The 20,755-nt window shown below is 36.2% G+C and carries 18 protein-coding genes; 10 read left to right on the forward strand and 8 right to left on the reverse strand.

All coding sequences use genetic code 11. From position 1 onward, the window contains the following. Positions 1-12 precede the first annotated feature (12 nt). From BLT80_RS01175 to BLT80_RS01185, 3 genes are all read left to right on the forward strand, one after another. A complete protein-coding gene (locus BLT80_RS01175; protein ID WP_092465759.1) occupies positions 13-1,665 on the forward strand; it encodes an SGNH/GDSL hydrolase family protein in 1,653 nt (550 codons plus the stop codon). Between the two features lie 180 nt (positions 1,666-1,845). Further along, a complete protein-coding gene (gene atpD / locus BLT80_RS01180; protein WP_092465760.1) occupies positions 1,846-3,354 on the forward strand; it encodes a F0F1 ATP synthase subunit beta in 1,509 nt (502 codons plus the stop codon). Positions 3,355-3,422: 68 nt separating this feature from the next. Beyond that, complete coding sequence (locus BLT80_RS01185) at positions 3,423-3,701, forward strand: F0F1 ATP synthase subunit delta/epsilon (RefSeq protein ID WP_092465761.1); 279 nt, start codon at positions 3,423-3,425, stop codon at positions 3,699-3,701. Positions 3,702-3,736: 35 nt separating this feature from the next. Here the strand turns inward: BLT80_RS01185 and BLT80_RS01190 are convergent, their stop codons facing one another. Together BLT80_RS01190 and BLT80_RS01195 are read right to left on the reverse strand one after the other, a co-directional pair. Beyond that, positions 3,737-4,732: a Gfo/Idh/MocA family protein gene (locus BLT80_RS01190; RefSeq protein WP_092465762.1), complete on the reverse strand. Its 996-nt coding sequence runs from the start codon at positions 4,730-4,732 to the stop codon at positions 3,737-3,739. Between the two features lie 6 nt (positions 4,733-4,738). Further along, positions 4,739-5,506, reverse strand: a complete 768-nt coding sequence (locus BLT80_RS01195) for an XRE family transcriptional regulator (protein ID WP_092465763.1) — start codon at positions 5,504-5,506, stop codon at positions 4,739-4,741. Between the two features lie 259 nt (positions 5,507-5,765). Between BLT80_RS01195 and BLT80_RS01200 the strand changes: the two genes are divergently transcribed. Together BLT80_RS01200 and dinB are read left to right on the forward strand one after the other, a co-directional pair. Next, positions 5,766-8,786, forward strand: coding sequence for a DNA polymerase III subunit alpha (locus BLT80_RS01200; protein ID WP_092465764.1), 3,021 nt, complete (start codon positions 5,766-5,768; stop codon positions 8,784-8,786). Between the two features lie 238 nt (positions 8,787-9,024). Continuing rightward, on the forward strand, positions 9,025-10,242 hold the full coding sequence (dinB, locus tag BLT80_RS01205) for a DNA polymerase IV (RefSeq protein ID WP_092465765.1): 1,218 nt from the start codon (positions 9,025-9,027) through the stop codon (positions 10,240-10,242). Positions 10,243-10,244: 2 nt separating this feature from the next. Here dinB and BLT80_RS01210 read toward each other — a convergent pair whose 3' ends face one another. From BLT80_RS01210 to BLT80_RS01230, 5 genes are read right to left on the reverse strand one after another with little or no spacing between them, the layout of a single operon-like run. Beyond that, on the reverse strand, positions 10,245-12,041 hold the full coding sequence (locus BLT80_RS01210; RefSeq protein ID WP_092465766.1) for a M61 family metallopeptidase: 1,797 nt from the start codon (positions 12,039-12,041) through the stop codon (positions 10,245-10,247). Between the two features lie 45 nt (positions 12,042-12,086). Next, positions 12,087-12,293 (reverse strand): helix-turn-helix domain-containing protein, encoded by a 207-nt coding sequence (locus BLT80_RS01215; RefSeq protein ID WP_092465767.1) that lies wholly within the window; start codon positions 12,291-12,293, stop codon positions 12,087-12,089. Positions 12,294-12,295: 2 nt separating this feature from the next. Continuing rightward, a complete protein-coding gene (locus BLT80_RS01220) occupies positions 12,296-12,613 on the reverse strand; it encodes a DUF2975 domain-containing protein (RefSeq protein ID WP_092465768.1) in 318 nt (105 codons plus the stop codon). Continuing rightward, entirely contained in the window at positions 12,597-12,884 is a 288-nt protein-coding gene (locus BLT80_RS01225; RefSeq protein WP_092465769.1) for a hypothetical protein, read from the reverse strand. The genes BLT80_RS01220 and BLT80_RS01225 overlap by 17 nt, the downstream gene beginning before the upstream one ends. A 2-nt stretch (positions 12,885-12,886) precedes the next feature. After that, the gene (locus tag BLT80_RS01230) at positions 12,887-13,396 is read right to left on the reverse strand and encodes a hypothetical protein (protein ID WP_092465770.1); all 510 of its coding nucleotides are present in this window, start codon (positions 13,394-13,396) and stop codon (positions 12,887-12,889) included. 129 nt (positions 13,397-13,525) lie between these two features. Between BLT80_RS01230 and BLT80_RS01235 the strand changes: the two genes are divergently transcribed. Together BLT80_RS01235 and BLT80_RS01240 are read left to right on the forward strand one after the other, a co-directional pair. After that, positions 13,526-14,074: a hypothetical protein gene (locus tag BLT80_RS01235; protein ID WP_092465771.1), complete on the forward strand. Its 549-nt coding sequence runs from the start codon at positions 13,526-13,528 to the stop codon at positions 14,072-14,074. A gap of 56 nt (positions 14,075-14,130) precedes the next feature. Then, a complete protein-coding gene (locus tag BLT80_RS01240) occupies positions 14,131-14,547 on the forward strand; it encodes a putative signal transducing protein (RefSeq protein ID WP_092465772.1) in 417 nt (138 codons plus the stop codon). Here BLT80_RS01240 and BLT80_RS01245 read toward each other — a convergent pair. Next, positions 14,537-16,033 carry an aminotransferase-like domain-containing protein gene (locus BLT80_RS01245; protein WP_092465773.1) on the reverse strand — a complete coding sequence of 499 codons (1,497 nt, stop codon included), beginning with the start codon at positions 16,031-16,033 and terminating at the stop codon, positions 14,537-14,539. The two genes, BLT80_RS01240 and BLT80_RS01245, sit on opposite strands and share 11 nt — an antisense overlap. 98 nt (positions 16,034-16,131) lie before the next feature. Between BLT80_RS01245 and BLT80_RS01250 the strand changes: the two genes are divergently transcribed. The 3 genes from BLT80_RS01250 (at position 16,132) to BLT80_RS01260 (ending at position 20,748) form a co-directional block, all read left to right on the forward strand. Continuing rightward, entirely contained in the window at positions 16,132-17,964 is a 1,833-nt protein-coding gene (locus BLT80_RS01250) for a TonB-dependent receptor plug domain-containing protein (protein ID WP_092465774.1), read from the forward strand. 689 nt (positions 17,965-18,653) lie between these two features. Next, positions 18,654-19,274, forward strand: a complete 621-nt coding sequence (locus BLT80_RS01255) for a hypothetical protein (protein WP_092465775.1) — start codon at positions 18,654-18,656, stop codon at positions 19,272-19,274. Positions 19,275-19,323: 49 nt separating this feature from the next. Further along, positions 19,324-20,748 carry a flotillin family protein gene (locus BLT80_RS01260; RefSeq protein WP_175455522.1) on the forward strand — a complete coding sequence of 475 codons (1,425 nt, stop codon included), beginning with the start codon at positions 19,324-19,326 and terminating at the stop codon, positions 20,746-20,748. The last annotated feature ends 7 nt before the right edge of the window (positions 20,749-20,755 follow it).

The following is a 20,755-nucleotide window of genomic DNA, read 5'->3' on the forward strand; positions in this document are numbered from 1 at the left end:
AATTGATATAAAATGAAAAAGTTTAAATATATATTTCTTTCAGCGGTCCTTATAGGGTTTACAGCTTGTAGTGAAGACGACTACGATTATTCACCAACCGCTGAACCTTTACCAGAATTAACAACGGGATCCTTAGATTTTTCAAAATATGTTGCCGTTGGGGCATCTTTCACCGCCGGCTTCACAGATAATGCCTTATTTATTAATGCGCAAGAAAACTCATTCCCAAATATACTATCACAACAGTTTGCTTTTAGTAATGGTGGCAGCTTCACACAACCTTTAATGAGTGATAATATTGGTGGGCTATTATATAGCGGAAACGTTATAACCAATCCAAGATTATTTTTTAATGGTTCTGGACCTGTAGGTTTACCTGCAACGCCTACAACCGAAACTACAAGTGTTTTATCAGGACCTTTTAATAATATGGGAGTACCTGGCGCAAAAAGTTTTCACCTTATAGCACCTGGCTATGGTAATCTTGCAGGAGTTCCTGTGGGAGCTGCCAATCCGTATTACGCTAGAATGGCTTCATCCCCAAACGCAACTATTATTGGTGATGCTGTGGCTCAAAGCCCAACGTTTTTCACACTTTCTGAAGTAGGCGGAAACGATGTATTGGCCTATGCAACCTCTGGAGGAACAGGTGTTGATCAAACAGGGAATTTAGATCCATCTACATATGGAGGAAACGATATTACAGATCCTAACGTATTTGCCCAAGTTTTTTCAGGTCTAGTAGATGGTTTAACTGCAAACGGGGCAAAAGGAGCTCTTGCGAATGTACCTTACATCACAAACTTATCGCATTTTACAACGGTACCTCATAATCCATTAAGTCCTGCGAATCCTAGTTTCGGACCGTTAATTCCAACATTAAATGGGGTTTTTGGACAATTAAATCAAGTATATGCTTATTTACAATCTGTTGGTGCAATTAGTAATGCCGCAGAACGCTCTGTAGTTTTTTCATCGACCGAAGCAAGTGCTGTTGTCATAAAAGATGAAACATTAACAGATATCTCGGCTCAAATGATTGGGGTTTTAAATGCGAGTCCAACGTTTCCTGCTTTTGTAGAATCGTTTGGATTGCCTGCAGCAGCAGCTCCATTAGTTGCCAACCTATTAGGTAGCATTTACGGACAAACAAGACAAGCAACTTCTGCCGAATTATTAGTACTACCGAGTAGTTCTATTATTGGGACAGTAAACACAACAACCTTTGCTTATTTACAATCACAAGGTTTACCAGAAAGTCTTGCAGGCCAATTTTCAGTGGAAGGTGTTACAAATCCTCTAGCTGATAAATGGGTGTTATTACCGAGTGAACAACTTGCTATTAAAAACGCAACTGATGCTTATAATATGACTATTGATGCCGTAGCAGCATCTAAAGGATTAGCAGTCGTAGATTTTAAAGGTATTTTAGAAGAAGCTTCAGCTACGGGGATCTCTGATAGTGATTTTACCTTAACAACCGATTTGGTAACTGGAGGTCTTGTCAGTTTAGATGGTGTTCATTTAACCGCGAGAGGTTATGCTGTAATGGCTAATAAATTTTTAGAAGCGATAGATATGACCTATGGATCTAATTTTATAGCTGCAGGTGTTAAAGCAAATACAGGAGATTATCCTACTAACTATTCGCCAACACTTCAATAAACACACATATATTTTTATAACAAAAACACGCTCAAAACGAGCGTGTTTTTTTATTCAAAAAATACTGTTATTTTTTTAAATAAAACCATATCTTTGCAGCGCGAAAAACACACGTACTCAACTTGATTGAGAAAGCTGTTTTTCACATTTAAACTATTGCAAAACAAAAACATATAAGTAATGTCAAAAGTTACAGGTAAAGTTGCACAGATCGTAGGCCCAGTTATCGATGTAGAATTCGCTGCTGGTTCAGAGCTTCCAAAGATCTATGATTCGTTAGAAATTAACAACCAAGATGGTTCAAAATTAGTATTAGAAGTACAATCTCACATTGGTGAAGATACCGTACGTACTATTGCTATGGATTCTTCTGATGGTTTAAGTAGAGGAACAGAAGTTATTGCAACTGGTGCTCCAATTCAAATGCCAATTGGCGAAGATGTTTACGGACGTCTTTTTAACGTTATTGGTGATGCTATTGATGGATTAGGAAATTTACCTAAGGCTGGTGATGCGGGTTTACCTATTCACAGACAAGCTCCAAAATTTGAAGACTTATCAACGTCTACTGAAGTTTTATTCACAGGTATTAAAGTAATCGATTTAATTGAGCCTTATGCAAAAGGTGGTAAAATTGGATTGTTTGGTGGTGCTGGTGTTGGTAAAACAGTATTAATTCAGGAGTTGATTAACAATATTGCAAAAGGTCACGGTGGACTTTCTGTATTCGCAGGTGTTGGTGAAAGAACACGTGAAGGAAACGATTTACTTCGTGAAATGTTAGAGTCAGGTATTATTAAATATGGTGATGACTTTATGCATTCTATGGAAGAAGGCGGATGGGATTTATCTAAAGTTGATAAATCTGGAATGAAAGAATCTAAAGCAACTTTCGTATTCGGACAAATGAATGAGCCTCCTGGAGCTCGTGCTCGTGTAGCACTTTCAGGATTAACTATAGCAGAATATTTCCGTGATGGTGCTGGTGAAGGACAAGGAAAAGATGTATTATTTTTCGTAGATAATATCTTCCGTTTTACACAAGCTGGTTCTGAGGTATCTGCATTATTAGGTCGTATGCCTTCAGCAGTAGGTTACCAACCAACATTAGCAACCGAAATGGGTGCAATGCAAGAACGTATTACGTCAACAAAAAGAGGATCTATTACATCTGTACAAGCGGTATACGTACCTGCAGATGATTTAACGGATCCAGCTCCAGCAACTACGTTTGCTCACTTGGATGCAACAACAGTATTATCTCGTAAAATTGCAGAGTTAGGTATTTACCCAGCGGTAGATCCATTAGATTCTACATCTAGAATTTTAACGGCTGATATTTTAGGTGATGAGCATTATAACTGTGCACAACGTGTAAAAGAGTTATTACAACGCTATAAAGAATTACAAGATATTATTGCTATCCTTGGTATGGAAGAATTATCTGAAGAAGATAAAATGGCTGTAGGTAGAGCAAGACGTGTACAACGTTTCTTATCACAACCTTTCCACGTAGCTGAGCAATTTACAGGACTTAAAGGTGTTTTAGTAGACATTAAAGAAACAATTAAAGGTTTTAATATGATTATGGATGGTGAGTTAGATCACTTACCAGAAGCAGCATTTAACCTTAAAGGTTCTATTGAAGAAGCTGTTGAAGCAGGAGAAAAAATGTTAGCAGAAGCTTAATTGGTTTATAGTTGTTGGTTGCTAGTTTTTCCAACAACCATCTACTAACAACAAACAACTAAAAGAATATGTATTTAGAAATTGTATCACCAGAAGCCACATTATTTAGCGGAGAAGTTACTTCGGTAACCGTTCCAGGAATAAATGGTGAATTTCAAATGTTGAATAATCACGCTCCTATTGTCTCTATTCTTAAAGAAGGACATGTGAAAGTTGATGGAAATAATATTCAATTAGAAAAAGAGGTTGAAGCTAAATTTACAAAATCAGATAAAGGGTTTTGGTTAGCTATCAATTCTGGAACACTTGAAATGAAAGATAATAAGCTAATTATTTTAGCGGATTAACACATATCATCATAAAATAAAAAAGCGCGAAATAATTATTTCGCGCTTTTTTTTGTTTTACAACTTACCAATATCTTATCCATAACCCAAGCCGTATGCAATCCATTCTGCCCTGTGGAAGGATGTTTCTCTACTCCATCGAGATGCTTTTTCATAGACTTTACATGATAAAATTGTATATGTTTAGGATTCTCAATTGTAAAAGTATTTGTATTATTTTTAGTGATTAACACTATAGGATCGTCTCCAAATACAGAAAACTGTATTTCACCTTCACTACCTACAATTCTAACATTGTCTTCTCTCTTATAAGCTCCAAAATTCCAACATGCCGCCCCTATAACTCCAGAACGGTGTAACCAAGATCCAGATATAGCATCCTTTGCTGTATATAAGTCTTGTTGATTTAAGCTGACTCCACTAGCCTCTTTTATATCCCCTAATAAATGGATAAACAAATCCAAACCATGGCTCGCCAAATCATCAAAATAGCCAGCAGGTGCTATTTTAGCATCGGTACGCCAATTATAATCGTCAGATAAATCTATTGGGCTTGGTGTACGCAATAAATTCCAATGGACATATCTTATGTTGCCAATAGATTTCGTATTTATCAATGTTTTTACTTTATCAAACCGTGGTAACGATCTACGGTAATACGCTATAAATAGGGGCAACTTTAGTTCTTCAAACGCATTATAGATGTCAAGACATTCCTTATAGCTCGGTGCCATTGGCTTTTCTATACAGCAAATTTTACCCGCTTCTGCCACTTTTAAGGCATACAAATGATGGCTATCTGGAGGAGTTGCAATATAGACTGCATCAACCTCTTTATCACTGATAAGTGCATCGGCATTATCGTAATACTTTTCTACATGATGGCGTTCTGCATAATCTTTAGCCAATGCTAATGTTCTACGCATTACAGCCACAAGTTTAAACCCATCAACCAAACGATAAGCGGGCCCACTTTTAACTTCTGTAACATTACCACAGCCTATAATTCCCCATTTGATATCCTGTTTCATAATGCCTTACATTCGTTTTACCGCCTCTAATTCAACCTTCAATTCTTGAAATAGCATCATAATACTACTCAATTTCAATTCTTTTTCATCGTATTCTTGGGTATTAATACAACAAGTAAATTCCCATATTTCTAAAATGTTTTCACGAGGAATTAAATAGGGCTGATAGGTTTTATTATCGGAACTTAACATCAAATTAGCCTGATCGCCTTCAGGAATATAAACCCGTTTATACACCAAACCATCATCCTTAGTTAAGATAATATACGTACGTCCGTTTTTAACATCCCTAATATCGTCCACAAATTTTGCGACTATAAACGCACCATCTTTTACAGGTAACATAGAATCTCCTTTAATAGGAAATGCTCTGTGTGTGCCTGTTGGTAAAAACGGTAATTTAATCTTTTGAAGTTGTTCTATATATTCCGGATCATCGTAACCCGACAAATAACCAGCGGATGCTTTTGCTGGGATAATTTCAATTAAATCTTCGTTATCTTCATTGACGGTTACAGGAAATAATACACGCTTGTTCCCGACTTCAATAAACGAGGTGTTTTTTGCTTTACGCAAATCGTTTTTAACCAAAATATCAATAGGGATATCAAAGAAGTTAGATAAGTCTATTAAGCGGTCTATTGGCGGCTCTGAACGCCCTTCTTCATAAGAACCCACCATTGAGCGACTCCAGCTTAATTCATCGGCAAAGCGCTCTTGAGAAAGCTTTTTTAAAGATCGTAAATGTTTTATATTGGCCTGAATCGGTTTCATCTATAATTTTATTTTTATTAGTCATGTATTAAAAAAAGCGACATGTTGGAAGCATAAATTCTCATTTCTTGTGCTAAAATTGTCTCGAAAATCTCAGAATTAAATCATTTCAAACCATCAAGTTTTACAATAACGCTTCACTCTTCACTCTTAACTCTTCACTTTTCATTCTTAACTTTTCACTTTTTTAAATATTACTACAAATGTAAGCAATAAAAACTACACTTAGTAGCTAAATTTACAATCTAGATTTTTAGTTATGTATTTAAATTGTCACACCTATTACAGCCTTCGTTATGGTACTATAAAACCAGAACAACTCCTTGCTATTGCTTCAGAAAATGGTGTACAAACCCTTGCGCTAACCGATATTAATAGTACATCTGCATGTTTAGATGTTATGCGTTTATCAAAAAAATACAAAATAAAACCCGTGCTTGGTGTCGATTTTAGAAATGGTGTGCAACAGCAATTCATTCTTATTGCAAAAAACAATCAAGGGTTTCAAAACATCAATGCCTACCTCTCTAAATTTCTTCACAATCACGATTTACAAATCCCAGAACAACCAGATGAAAACCTAGAGGATTGCTTCGTGATTTATCCCTATAAAAATGATAATCATTTCGAGTTAAAACCCAATGAGTTTTTAGGCATTACCCCTCAAGATCTCAATACCTTAAAATTCTCCAAATGGAATGAATTCAAACATAAACTCGTGGTTTTAAAAACGGTGTCCTTTCAGAATAAAAAAGGATTTAACACCCATCGTTTATTACGTGCTATTGATAATAACACCCTATTGAGTAAGCTTCCAAAGTCGCAAGAAGGTCATGAAAATGATATGATGCTACCGTATAACGACCTCTGTGAGACCTATTCAGAATTTCCAAAACTCATCAGTAATACAGAGCAACTTTTAGAAACCTGCACCACTACTTTTGATTTTGAAAACACCACTCCCAAAAACCAAAAATGTCTAACTGAAAATAAAACTTCAGATTATGAGTTACTGAAACAATTGACTTATGATGGCATTAATTATCGTTACGGCACCGACGTTGAGCAGAAGGTGTATGAGCGTATTGAAAAAGAGCTTCATATCATTAAAAAAAAAGGCTTCGTCTCCTATTTTCTCATCAATTGGAAAATCCTAGAATACGCCCGAAGTAAAAATTATTACTACGTTGGTCGTGGTAGTGGTGCCAATAGTATTATTGCGTATTTACTAAGAATCACTGATGTGGATCCTATTGAACTCGATTTATATTTTGAACGTTTTATTAACCTATTCCGACAAAACCCACCAGACTTCGATCTCGATTTTTCATGGAGAGACAGAGATGATATTACCAACTATATTTTCAACACCTTTAAACACACAGCACTTATTGCGGTTTACAACACCTTTAAATTTAGAGCGTCTATCCGCGAATTAGGAAAAGTGTTTGGCTTACCGAAGTCCGAAATGGATAAACTAACCCGAGGAAAATATAATCGTAATGAACTCGATCAATTATCGCAACTCGTTATTAAATACAGCACCTATATTGAAGGATTTCCTAATTATTTAGGCATTCATGCTGGCGGCATTTTAATTTCAGAACAACCCATTCATTCGTATTGTGCCACATTTATGCCTCCAAAAGGTTTTGCGACGACACAATTTGATATGGTGGTTGCTGAAGATATTGGACTTTATAAATTCGACATTCTGAGTCAACGTGGTTTAGGAAAAATAAAAGAAGCGGTAGAAATTATTGACGAAAATTACAGCGACCAACCTCCTATTGATATTCATGATATAAAAGGGTTTAAAAAAGACGAACGCATTAAAGATTTATTGCGTAACGCTAAAGCCATTGGTTGTTTCTATGTAGAATCGCCAGCCATGCGTATGCTATTAAAAAAATTACAAGTCGATAATTATCTAGGCTTAGTCGCTGCCAGTTCAATCATTAGACCTGGCGTTGCAAAAAGTGGTATGATGCGACAATATATTTTACGCTACCGTTATCCCGAAAAACGAAAAGAAGCACATCCTGTGTTGCAAAAAATTATGCCCGAAACCTACGGTATTATGGTCTATCAAGAAGATGTCATTAAAGTTGCACACCTCTTTGGTGGTTTAGATTTGGGTGAATCGGATATGCTGCGTCGTGGTATGTCTGGAAAATTCCGCTCGCGGGACGAGTTTGCCAAAGTGAAGCAAAAATTCTTTGACAATTGTAAACACGATGGAAAACCTGAAGATTTGGTTGCTGATATTTGGCGACAAGTTGAAAGCTTTGCTGGTTACGCATTTGCCAAAGGCCATTCTGCATCTTATGCCGTAGAAAGTTATCAAAGTCTGTTTTTAAAAGCCTATTATCCGTTGGAATATATGACAGCGACCATTAATAATTTTGGTGGATTTTACAACACAGAATTATATGTTCATGAAGCGAGAATGCATAACGGCAACATCGAAGCTCCATGTATTAATAAGTCGTTTACACAAGCCATTATAAAAGAGACAACGATCTATTTAGGCTTTATGTTTTTACAATCCTTAGAAGCTAAAATCATTAAACGCATTCTTAATGAACGACAAGAACATGGCAAATTTGAATCGCTCGACGATTTTATAGAACGTGTTCCAATCTCCATTGATCAGATCTCCATTTTAATTAAAATCAATGCTTTTCGGTTTACAGGAATTAACAAACGTGAATTACTTTGGGAGGCGCATTTAAAAATTAGTAAAACCATCATTAAAGAAGACGTCGTTACACTGTTTAAAACCGAACGTATCAATTATAGTACACCTGAACTACCTAGTACAGATCTAGAAAACGCTTTCGATTCGATTGAACTATTAGGATTTAGCCTTTGCAATCCGTTTTATTTACTAAAAACACATTCGATTAGTAATTTGCGTGCAAAACACCTTATACAACTAGAAAATAAACTTGTTAGCATCGAAGGCTACTTAATTACGACCAAAAACACCAAAACAGCGAATGGAAAAATGATGCATTTTGGCACCTTTTTAGATCGTGATGGTGATTTTTTAGACACCGTTCACTTCCCTCCTATTGCAGCCAAATATCCTTTTAGAGGTAAAGGCATTTATAGCATTACAGGAAAAGTAATGGTAGAATTTGATTGTGTAACGATTGAAGTTTCAAAACTTGAAAGATTAGACATTATTGAAGATCCGCGTTATGCAGTAAAATCTTTGAATCCTACATTTCAGAATAAGAAAAGCTTTCAAGATCTAAAACAGGCACAAGCATAAAAATTAAAACCTACTTATCACTTCGGGTGATTTATGAGCTAGGGTAAATTTAAAATTTTCTATATCCTGCAAGGTTTCAAAAACCTTGTAGGTATAATTAACACCCCTAAAGTCCCCTCAAGGGGACAGTCTCACTGTTGCGAATAAAAAAATCTAAAAGATTTTTTTATTAATTGTCCCCTTGAGGGGACTTTAGGGGTGTTTTTAAATCTCACAGGAAAGAAAACCCAAATTAAAAATGAACAAAAACCGCAGCATTGTACACATGGATCTCGACACCTTTTTTGTGTCTTGCGAAAGACATACCGATAGTAGCCTTAACGGAAAACCAATTCTTATTGGTGGCACAAGCGACAGAGGTGTTGTAGCATCTTGCAGTTACGAAGCTCGAAAATTCGGTATCCATTCTGCGATGCCAATGCGTATGGCAAAACAATTGTGTCCTGAAGCTATTGTATTAAGAGGAAACTCTGGTGTATACACCAAATTTTCAAACGCTGTTACCGATGTGATTAAAGAAAGCGTACCGCTTTATGAAAAAACATCAATAGATGAATTTTACATCGATCTCACCGGAATGGATAAATTTTTTGGTTGCCACAAACTCGCTTCAGAACTACGTCAGAAAATCATCAAAGAAACCGGCTTACCGATTTCCTTTGGCTTATCGCTTAACAAAACAGTGTCTAAGATTGCCACAGGAGAAGCCAAACCCAATAACGAGATTCGTATTCTTTCTGGTAACGAAAAACCATTTTTAGCTCCTCTTTCGGTTAAAAAGATTCCTATGGTTGGTAATGTCACTTACAAAGCTTTGTGTGATTTGGGTGTAAAACGCATTCATACCATACAAGAAATGCCCATGGAACTCATGCATAAAGTATTGGGTAAAAATGGACTTGTGATTTGGAAAAAAGCCAATGGCATAGACAACTCTCCTGTGGTACAATACCATGAGCGTAAATCTATTTCTACAGAGCGTACGTTTAATCAAGATACTACAGATGTTGACAAACTTAAAAGTATGGTCGTTGCGATGGCAGAGAATTTAGCCTACCAATTACGTCGTGGTCATAAATTAACGGCTTGCGTCACATTTAAAATTCGGTATTCAGATTTTCAAACGTACACGCAACAACAACGCATTCCCTATAGCGCCATGGATCATATGCTTATTCCTGTGGTATTAGATTTGTTCAAAAAACTATACCATCGTAGACTTTTAGTACGGTTAATTGGCGTAAAGTTTAGTCATTTGGTAGAAGGAGGCCATCAAATAAATCTGTTTGAAGACAACGAAATGCACCTCAACCTCAGCAAAGCCATGGATAAAATGCGCGAACGTTATGGAGACAGAGCTGTAATGAGCGCTGCTGGTATGGACGCCAAAACCATTAGTCGTTTTAATCCTTTTAATGGTGAACCTCCTCCGCTATTGGCTAATCGACGTCACTAATTTCACTTAGCACCCAACCAAGCATCACGATTTGCTTTAGCAACTTCAGATAAATCATTCAAACTTGAAATAGCATAAGATGTATCGGCATCTAAAGTTAGCTTTACAGTGCGCTGTTTTCCGAAGCGCTCATAAACCACATTGACGGTTTGATTCGGTTTTACTGTACCTAAAATTTTATTTAAGTCTGAAGTTTCATTGATCTCAACACCATCAATTTTAAGTAATTTATCTCCTTTTTCGAGTCCTGCGGTATAAGCTCCAGAACCGACCATTGTATTACTCGTTATCACTTGGTTTTTTAAACGCAATCCAAAAGCAGGCTGCTCTATGTTTTGTTTTAACTGAACACCAACGGTTTCAAACAAGGTTTCAAAATCTGGCATGCCGCTTTTGTAGATATAATTATTAAAAAAAGCATCACCAAATTCAGCACCAGCATAAGCCTTTAAAGTTTGCTGTAAATCAGCAATGGTATAATAGGTTTCTGTCTTGCCGTAGGTCTTCCAAACCAATGTCATATAATCGTCTAGATTCAAATTTTCGGCTCTAAGCGATAAATCTAAAGCCAAACCTAGCATACTGCCATACGAATAATAGGAAATAAAAGTATTGCCACGATTGATATCATCTACAGAACGTGCCGCATCTACAAACGGAGCTTGGTAGCTCATCTCAATAGGATTAAAAAACTGTCGTCCTGGTGAATTCCAAACGTAGTTAAACGTTCCTGTCAGCCCTTTTATATAATCCTCTCGTGTGATAAGTCCGGCTCTGGTTAAGGTTAAATCGTCATAGTAACTGGTAAACCCTTCAGCAAACCAAAGCTCGCCACTCATGTTGGCTGCTTCAAAATTAAAAGGCTCTAAACTTTGTGGTCGTATACGTTCAACATTCCAGCAATGAAAAAACTCATGAGACACCGTCCCAATATTTCGATCTGCTCCATCAGCTAAACTTCGTGTGCTGGTGACAATGGTAGAGTTTCGATGCTCCATACCATCTCCTGTAGCATTAGGAATATAACAACCTAAAAACGTGTATTCTCCGTAATCGAAAGTTGGTAATTCGCCAAAAACGGCTTTTTGCTGTAAGATTGTTTTTTTGACCTTTTCAAAATAGTCATCAAACTCTGCTGCGGTTCCATTATGATGTAATGCAAAATTGATCTTTTGACCATCTACCTCAAACGAACGTAACATATGGTCGCTAATTTCCGTTGGACTATCCATAAAATACTGTAAGTTGTCAGCGGAATAAGTGTTGCCTTCTACGAGCTTTAACTGCGTTGCAATTTTCCAGTTTAAGTCTTTGCGAGGTTTAAATTCAATGTTGAAGGTGTCGTTTTCCAAACTCGGAGCATACATAAACGTCGCTGGCATATTAAGATGCGCATGCGTTTCATCAACTTGTGCGTAGGTGCCATCTCCATGATTGGCGTATAAGGTGTAATTGACTATGATAGTGCCATCGTGATTGTTCACGCCCCAAGAATACGGATCGGGACGTGTTGTTTCTAAAACATTACCCTTCCCATCTGTAACTTTTACGTTATAAACATTCTTAGCAAATTCGTGAATAGCGTAACGTCCTGGTGAGCTTCTAGACATTCTAAATTCGGCTTCACCAGTTTTTAAACCTTTAAAAGTGGCCGTAATTTCAGCTTCATGATGCGCTGCATTTTCAAATGAAATGGTATAGTTTGAACTTCCTGTAGTTGTTAATTCTGTTTCAGAAGTTTTGTCTTCCTTGCAATTCACTAAACATAAAAAAGACAGTAATAAAATTAGGCTTCGCATCTATTCAATTTTTTAGACACCCAAGATACTAATTTTTAAAACCTTTTAATCTTCTACGTATTCTAATATATCACTAGGCTGACAGTCCAAAGCTTTACAAATGGCTTCCAAAGTTGAAAATCGAATGGCTTTTGCTTTTCCTGTTTTTAAAATGGACAGGTTTGCGGTTGTAATCCCTACGAGTTCTGCAAGTTCGTTGCTCTTCATGCCACGTTTGGCTAGTATGATGTCTAGGTTAACTATTATGGACATGCTTATATAGTTAGATCGTTTTCTGCTCTCAAATTTTCACCTTCTTTAAAAATCTCTGCCATTACAAAGGCCAAAAGCATATAAATTACAGGAGTCAATGATAAATGTGCAATAGTTTGACTTCCACTTTCAAATCGAAGTACCGTATAACTTATCAGAATTGTAACCACAATAATATAGATTCCAATCTTCCTAAACAGTTTTGCATTACGACTACTAAATGTATGTAATGTTTTTACAGATAACATAATGGTTTCGAAAGCCCTAAGGATTAAAAATAGTAACACGGCAACAATAATGACTTTAAAATAAATTGATATACAAGGATACTGTTTTTAGTTTTCCAAAAGTATAAGGTTTTGAATCATATTTGGCATCCTCAGTATCATCCTTCCAAACATCCGAGATTATAGTTGAAACACCAACATAACCTGGATTAGCCTTTAACACAATCTCTTCTTCTGCAAACCTATCTTTATCAATTTGAGCATATACAAATAAGCCTGTTAAACTTATGGCAACAATTATTAATATGATTTTTAACAGCCTCGTCACCCAAATAGCCGTATTTAAAAGTGTGTTTTTAGTCATAATTAAATCGTTAAATCGTTTTCTTCTTTTATAATCTTAGTATCTCTAAGCACTGTACTCATTAGCATTAAAAATAAGCCCATCGCAATTATCAATAAATAGACTAATGTTTTTTCACTTAACCCAAGTACAACTTGCCGTTTATAAAACATATTGCCAATCTCATCAACCAACCATAAAGCTACTGAAGACAGCACCATTAGTTGTCCCGAGAAGAACATTTCCATTATAAGTTTGGCGTTATGAAAATGATTTTTCAATAATAATTTTGTCGCCATTCTTAATCTCCAAAGTGCAACAACAAAAGCAGCATAAACCCCAAGCTCTAAAAAGGTAAAAACATATAGCATTCTCTCCGTTTTAAAAACCAATGCATCGTGTTTTAAACCAATCAAATCCTGATCTATACCAAATAGAACCATTGCTAAAACAAAAATTCCCAAACCAATACCAATGAGTAAAAGGAAAATAATAACATTTAGTATTGCATAAAGTGTCTTTGCTGAATTCATAATTATCGTTTTACGATAACAAATATATAAAAATTATTGATAAACGATAATTATTTATTAAAAATGATAATTTTCCCAAGACCTAGCAGGTTTTAAAAACCTAGCAGGTCTTTTTCCTATATTTGAAACATGATATCCAATAGCATCATTTCAGAAAGTCCAAGACCTATTTGGCAAATTCCCATTGCTGCCCTATTCTTTACTGCAGCAACCTTTATCCTCTTATTTGCTTTATATGGCATACAATTATCAGAAGAAGGTTTTATACTGTTTTTACACCGACTCGAACCTTGTATTATCTTAATATCTTTTGGGATCGGCTTTACCTTAACAAAAAGCATTCATATTGATATCGTAAACTCAAGGTTTAGACCAACCTACAACATAGGTCCTATAAAATTTGGATCCTGGCAAACCATTAAAAATTACCAATATGTCTCGGTTTTTCATCAGCCCACAGTAGGTGGAGATTACATATTTGAAGTGAATCTGTGGTACGACAACAACAAACATTTTGAACTGTATGAAGAAGACAATTACAAAGAAGCATTTCTTATCGGTTATGAACTTTCGGAACAATTAAACATCGATTTACTAGATGCTACCGAACCAAACAATTTTAAATGGATTGATAAAGACGAATGGAAAGCCAAAATAGCATCTGGTAAAATTGATTAACTCCCTAGAAACCTGTCAGGTTTTGAAAACCTGAAAGGTCTAGTTATATTTACAACATGCAAGACACCTTCGTTACCATAGCCAAATTTCAATATTCAACAGAAGCCGAAATCATAAAAGGCAGACTAGAGTCTGATGGCATCAAAGTATTCCTAAAAGACAATATCACTATTGATACAGATCCCTTAGTAAGTAATGCTATTGGCGGTATAAAATTAAAAGTATTAGCTGCGGACGAAGCCAAAGCAAAAGATATTTTAAATTCCATTAAAGCATATTCTCTAAATGATGATGGCGAAGCTATTGTCTGTCCCAACTGCGGAAAACACCGTATTGAGCTTTATTCTACCATTACCAATTTTAAATCCTTAGTCTCTTTTCTTATTGCTTTTATTACCGGAACACTACCCTTTAGCGCGCGTTACCAATACAAATGTGAAGATTGTAAGACGGAATTCCCTATTAAAAATTAAGGACGTTAACATAAGCACGTTTCAGTTTTTTAATCACGATTTCTAATTCGTCCTCATTTAAATGGCCAAAACCAAAACGAATAGCACAGGTCGTTTTATCTTGATATAAAATCGTTTTTGGGAGAAACAAATCTAGCTTCTCAGCTTCTTCAGCCAGTTTCACCAAGGAAATGGTATTCACAAATTGCAACCATAGCGCCAAACCACCTAAGGGTATATCCCAAGTAATAGCACCTTCAAAATAATAGTTTAAATATTGACATAAACAATCACGTCGCTGTTTGTAAGTGATAATATTTTTCTTCTTAAGGCGATAGATTTCACCTTCCGAAATAAGCTCAGATAACATTTGCTCTTGTATTAAATCTCCTTGCTTATCTAATAATTGTAAATAGTTTTTGGCTTCAGAAATGAGATTTTCAGGTGCCACTACAAACCCTGTATGAAAGCTTGGAAATAACGACTGTCCTAATTTCCCTAGATATATAACCATCCCATCAGCATCTGCACTTGCCATAGGTAACATAGCAGAACCTTCAAATTGAAAATCATAATCGTAATCGTCTTCGATAATAGCAAATCCGTAAGCTTTGGCGAGTTGCAATAATTGCAAACGACGTTTAGCACTTAACGTTACCGTTGTCGGATAATCTCTATGGGCACAGATATACACACAGCGAATACTTTTCTTTACAAAATGGGTTTTTATATAATCCACATCCAAACCTTCATCATCAACCGGAATGGTCCGCATAGTGGCACCAGCTTCCTGAAAAATCATATTAGCAGCATAATTACTTAACTGCCCAACCAACACCAAATCATCTTGTTTTATAAGCAGTTGCGACACCACATAAAGGCTCATTTCTGTGCTACGCGTATTTATTAAATGATGAGGATTAATATGAAATCCTCGTGTGGCATTCAAATAATTACAGAGTTGTGTACTAAAAACCGAAGGTCTTAAAGCGGTTGTGCTGTTCCATTTATTAACTAAGGGTTTCCGTTTCATGGCTGCACTATACCATCTCGAAAATTGGTGCACAGGATGCAAACGCAAATCGGGCTTACCATCATTTATAGAATATTTAGCAGTCGTTTCTTGTACTGTGGATGCTAAATGAAACGATTTTTGAAACGGAAAACCAGCAACTTTAGGATACGAATACGCTTGTTGCAAGTGCTGGGTTGTGGCTTTTATTTTTGCCGTAGATTCTTCGGGTACTAAAACAAAAGTTCCTCTATTAGCTATAATATCTACCCAACCTTGCGAAGCTAATTCTTCATAAATAGCAACAGCCGTATTCCGATGAAGGTTCAACAACTGACTAAAAACGCGAGTGCCTGGCAATTTACTGCCTTTTTCTAAATAGCCACGTTGTATCGCATTGACGATTTGTTGCGCCACTTGAACATACACAGGTTGCACAATAGTTTTATCAAATGTGATAAGCTGTTTTAGTATTTTATTAACCGGACTATTCATTGTTTTAAAACTGGACTACTTTAATCGTCCGGAAAGTTACGACTTTTGCAGCGTTAAAATTAAATGATGCAATAACAACAATTGCAAAACTCAAACAGATGAAAAATACAGTCTTACTTTTTACATTCATAGTAATCGCGTTTTTTAAACTAAACGCTCAAGAAGCAGAGCCCATCATTAAAACAGATTCTTTAAAAGAGGTCATAATTACCTCAACGCGAATTGATTTACCCTTCAGAGAAAATTCCAGAACCATTAACATTATCACCTCAGCAGATATTAAAAGTAGTGCGGCGGTGACCATTTCAGATGTATTACAGCAAATTGCTGGAGTCGATATTAGACGTCGTGGCACAGGAGGAAGTCAAGCTGATTTATTTATTAGAGGTGGTGGATTTGATCAGACATTGTTATTAATTGATGGTATTAAAATGGACGATGCGCAAACAGGGCACCATACCTTAAATGCTGCTTTACCATTGGAAGTCATTCAACGTATCGAAGTCATAAAAGGTCCTGCAGCCCGTGTATTTGGACAAAATGCATTTACAGGAGCTATTAATATTGTGACGAAATCGAGTTTAGACAATGCCGTGTCTGCAAATCTTGAAACCGGTTCCTTTGGTCAACTTAATGGTTCGGTAACTGTTGGTTCTGAATTAAAAAACTCAACACACATCCTTCATGTAGGGAAAATGACGTCTGAAGGCTACCGAAACAATTCAGATTACGACAATTCTAATTATTTCCTAAAAAGTGTCTTCAATAAAAATGCCCAAGCTATTGAAATGATTGCCACATTTTCTGAACGTAAGTTTGGTGCCGAAAACTTTTACACCACCAATCCTACGTTCAGCGAATACGAAGAAACTCAAAACAGTCTAATCGCATTCACCACGAAATTTCAATCTAAAAGATTCAAAATTCAACCACGTATCTACTGGAAACGTAACCAAGATATGTTCCTTCTAAAACGTTTTGAACCTGAATTCTTCAGAAATTTCCACCTCTCTAACAAAATTGGAGCTGAAGCCAACGCGGCATACACCTCTAAATTAGGAGTTACAGGCTTTGGGATAGACCTCTCTAAAACCTATTTAAAAAGTAACAACTTAGGGAATCGTAACCGTTTTATGACGACCTTATTTTTAGAACACCGTTTTCAGTTTATTGATAACCGTTTAGATATTACACCTGGTGTTGCCGTAACCTATTTTTCAGATTTTAAATTTAATGGGTTCCCAGGATTAGATATCGGTTTTGATATTACCAATAACCTTAAAGCCTATGGAAATATTGGATTCACCTATAGAATTCCGACCTATACCGATTTGTATTACACAGATCCAAGAACCAACGGCAACGAAAATTTAGAACCTGAAGAAGCCTTCGCTCAAGAAATTGGAATTAAATATCATTCACCAAGGATTAGAGCAAGCCTATCTGTTTTTAATCGCGATGCTAAAAACCTGATTGATTTTGTAAGACCAAACACCGTTGAAGAAATCTTTACAGCAACCAACATTGCAGAAGTCAACACCAAAGGTTTAGAAATTGATGTCGCTTATAATTTTGAAATGAATAGCTTCAACCAAACCTTAGCTTTTGGTTATGCCTATTTAGAAGATGATATTTTAGAGCAAAACGAAGAACTATCGCGTTATGCCTTAAATACCTTAAAACACCATTACACCACGAGATTAAGCACCCAATTATTTAAAAACGTCAGTCAAAGTATCGTTTACAAATATGCCGAACGCACCACAGGACAAACCTATAACGTTTGGGATGCATCAATTATGCTACAATTAAAACAAGTAGAATTATCGGTAACGGCAAGCAATATTTTTGATGCCGACTATATAGAATCGGGCTTTACACCAATGCCACCAAGCAATGTCTTATTTGGTCTGCGCTACAAATTCCTTTGAAAAAAGGAATCTCGTAAATTGAAACTAAATGCTTATCGCAACGATCCTGCAAGGTCTTTTTTTTGACCTTTTAGGTATAAAAATAACCATCAATCAAAATCTGCGAAAATCTTAAAGAATCTGCGGGACACCAATAAAAACCAAATCATAATCAAAAAAACCAAAGCTATTTGTAGGGTTGCCCCCTTCAGTATTAGCAAGAAACAAAATAGATCATTAGCACTAATTTTCATCTAAACTAAAATGTCTAATCTGTAGATTGTCCCCTTGAGGATTAGTGAGAAACAAAATATATTTTGTTTTGAAGCTACCTAGCGCAGCTCATTAGGGGTGTATAACGTTTATTAAAGCTACAAAGCGCAGCTCACTAGAGGCGTTGAGGTGTAATTAAAAAATATTCCCCAAATTTTTTGTAACAAAATGCCTCCATCCACTACCTATATCTTGAAAGTGGTCCAAATCTCAAAACTTCTTTGAGGCTCCAAATAGTATAAAAACGACCGTACTTCAATAACCATCACAATACAATCAGTATTCTAAGCTTGAATGAGTATAATTCAAATGCGGCAAAAAACTGAGACTTCAAACGTCCGTCTGCTGGTTAAATTTGGTCCGACTTACTTTCAAAAAAAGATTGCAAAGTCTTACAATGGTCGTATATTTAGTAACTCAAATTTAAACAGCATCTTATGGCAGAATGGTTTTCAAATCTAGAATTTCTACCCCAACTCTATTGGTTAGTTGCTATTATTGGTTCTCTTATTTTTTCTGTAGTCATGGTGATGGCTTTTGCAGGCGGAGAAGCTGATGATATTGATGGAGATATTGAAGCCGGATTCCAATTTATATCCTTTAAAAACCTCGTAGGCTTCTTTACCATTTTTGGTTGGAGTGGTATTGCGTGTATAGATGCTGGCTTGTCTTCAGCACTGACCATAATTATATCTGTAATTTGTGGCTTGTTGATGATGGTAATTATGGCGGCCCTATTTTACTTTATTAGCAAACTGTCGGATAGTGGTACTTTAAATTACAAAAATGCACTCGATGCTATTGGTGAAGTCTATTTACCTATTGGAGCAGACCGCTCAAAAATGGGCAAAGTAAATGTAAGTGTGCAAGGCACAATGCGAGAACTCGATGCACTTACCGACTCATTAACGCCCCTAAAAACCGGGACAATCATAAAAGTCGTCGATGTGACCTCTAACGGTATTCTCATCGTTGACCAAACCCGAAAACCGATTGAACCTTCAAAATTACATACTGAAGAATTATCTGAAGGAAAAGACCGATTTATCGAAAATTAAGTCACACTAATATTAAGCTTTATAACCAACCAATCAAATCTAAATGAATATGAAATTACTAACCATTCAAGAAAATTTTAATGTGGAAAGCCTAGGCGGTCCCATGCTACTCATTTTTGTAGCCTTATTTATTGTATTGACCTTAATTATTTTAATTAAACGTTACAAACGTTGTCCTTCAGATAGAATTTTAGTGGTCTATGGAAAAGTGGGTGGCGGACAATCGGCTAAATGTATTCATGGTGGAGCGGCTTTTATAATTCCGGTCATTCAAGATTATGAATTCTTAGAATTAACGCCAATTTCTATAGAAGTAAATTTGGTTAACGCTTTATCTAAACAAAACATTCGTGTTAATGTACCATCGCGTTTTACCATTGGTGTCTCTACAGAGCCAGGTATTATGCAAAATGCAGCAGAGCGTTTATTAGGATTGGGTCAAAATGAAATTCAAGATTTAGCACAAGAAATTATTTTCGGACAATTACGTTTAGTTGTGGCTTCAATGGACATTGAGGAAATCAACAACGATAGAGATAAGTTCTTAACGAATATTTCAGAATCTGTTGAAACGGAATTAAAGAAAGTAGGTTTAAAGTTAATCAACGTAAACATTACAGATATCGTCGATGAATCGGGCTATATTGAAGCACTTGGTAAAGAAGCTGCAGCACATGCTATTAACGCAGCACGTAAATCGGTTGCAGAAAAAACGAGAGATGGATCTATTGGTGAAGCGAACGCTGTACAAGATGAAAGAACGCAAGTAGCAGCAGCCAACGCACAAGCTGTAGAAGGTGAAAATGCAGCGAAAATCTCGGTAGCAAATTCAGATTCGTTACGTCGTCAACGTGAAGCAGAAGCAGAACGTGTGGCAAATGCGTCTGAAAAAGTACAATCTGCAAACGCCTTAACGGAATCTTATGCTGCAGAGCAAATCGCCGAAACAGCAAGAGCGGAACGTGAGCGTTCGTCTCAAATGGCAGATGTTATTGTCCCTGCTGAAATTGATAAACGTAAAGTTGAAATTGATGCTGAAGCAGAAGCAGAACGTATTAGAAGACGTGCAAAAGGTGAAGCAGATGCCATACTTTTTAAAGCACAGGCCGAAGCGCAAGGACAATTTGAAATCTTAACCAAGCAAGCTGCGGGTATGGAGCAAATTGTAAAAGCTGCTGGTAACAATAGTAGAGATGCGGTATTATTATTAATTGCAGATAAATTACCAGAATTGGTAAGAATTCAATCGGAAGCGATTAAGAATATTAAAATTGATAAAGTAACTGTTTGGGATAATGGTAGCAGTGGAGAAGACGGAAAATCGTCAACTGCTAATTTCTTATCTGGCATGTACAAATCAGTACCACCTTTGCAAGAAATGTTTAATATGGCTGGTATGGATTTACCAGAATATCTAAAAGGAAAAGACAAAAAAGAAATCGCAGCAGACGACGCGACTATAGATAAGTTATAATAACAAA

This window comes from Winogradskyella thalassocola, assembly GCF_900099995.1.
Classification (GTDB): domain Bacteria; phylum Bacteroidota; class Bacteroidia; order Flavobacteriales; family Flavobacteriaceae; genus Winogradskyella; species Winogradskyella thalassocola.

Excerpts from the sequence above, each read along its gene's own strand:
- BLT80_RS01195 (WP_092465763.1), bottom strand. The coding sequence starts at position 5,506 with ATGAAACCGATTCAGGCCAATATAAAACATTTACGATCTTTAAAAAAG.
- BLT80_RS01250 (WP_092465774.1), top strand. The coding sequence starts at position 16,132 with ATGAAAAATACAGTCTTACTTTTTACATTCATAGTAATCGCGTTTTTT.
- BLT80_RS01230 (WP_092465770.1), bottom strand. The coding sequence starts at position 13,396 with ATGAATTCAGCAAAGACACTTTATGCAATACTAAATGTTATTATTTTC.
- BLT80_RS01245 (WP_092465773.1), bottom strand. The coding sequence starts at position 16,033 with ATGAATAGTCCGGTTAATAAAATACTAAAACAGCTTATCACATTTGAT.
- atpD (WP_092465760.1), top strand. The coding sequence starts at position 1,846 with ATGTCAAAAGTTACAGGTAAAGTTGCACAGATCGTAGGCCCAGTTATC.
- BLT80_RS01255 (WP_092465775.1), top strand. The coding sequence starts at position 18,654 with ATGGCAGAATGGTTTTCAAATCTAGAATTTCTACCCCAACTCTATTGG.
- BLT80_RS01175 (WP_092465759.1), top strand. The coding sequence starts at position 13 with ATGAAAAAGTTTAAATATATATTTCTTTCAGCGGTCCTTATAGGGTTT.
- BLT80_RS01190 (WP_092465762.1), bottom strand. The coding sequence starts at position 4,732 with ATGAAACAGGATATCAAATGGGGAATTATAGGCTGTGGTAATGTTACA.
- BLT80_RS01185 (WP_092465761.1), top strand. The coding sequence starts at position 3,423 with ATGTATTTAGAAATTGTATCACCAGAAGCCACATTATTTAGCGGAGAA.
- BLT80_RS01215 (WP_092465767.1), bottom strand. The coding sequence starts at position 12,293 with ATGTCCATAATAGTTAACCTAGACATCATACTAGCCAAACGTGGCATG.
- BLT80_RS01225 (WP_092465769.1), bottom strand. The coding sequence starts at position 12,884 with ATGACTAAAAACACACTTTTAAATACGGCTATTTGGGTGACGAGGCTG.
- BLT80_RS01260 (WP_175455522.1), top strand. The coding sequence starts at position 19,324 with ATGAAATTACTAACCATTCAAGAAAATTTTAATGTGGAAAGCCTAGGC.
- BLT80_RS01235 (WP_092465771.1), top strand. The coding sequence starts at position 13,526 with ATGATATCCAATAGCATCATTTCAGAAAGTCCAAGACCTATTTGGCAA.
- BLT80_RS01200 (WP_092465764.1), top strand. The coding sequence starts at position 5,766 with ATGTATTTAAATTGTCACACCTATTACAGCCTTCGTTATGGTACTATA.
- BLT80_RS01240 (WP_092465772.1), top strand. The coding sequence starts at position 14,131 with ATGCAAGACACCTTCGTTACCATAGCCAAATTTCAATATTCAACAGAA.
- dinB (WP_092465765.1), top strand. The coding sequence starts at position 9,025 with ATGAACAAAAACCGCAGCATTGTACACATGGATCTCGACACCTTTTTT.
- BLT80_RS01210 (WP_092465766.1), bottom strand. The coding sequence starts at position 12,041 with ATGCGAAGCCTAATTTTATTACTGTCTTTTTTATGTTTAGTGAATTGC.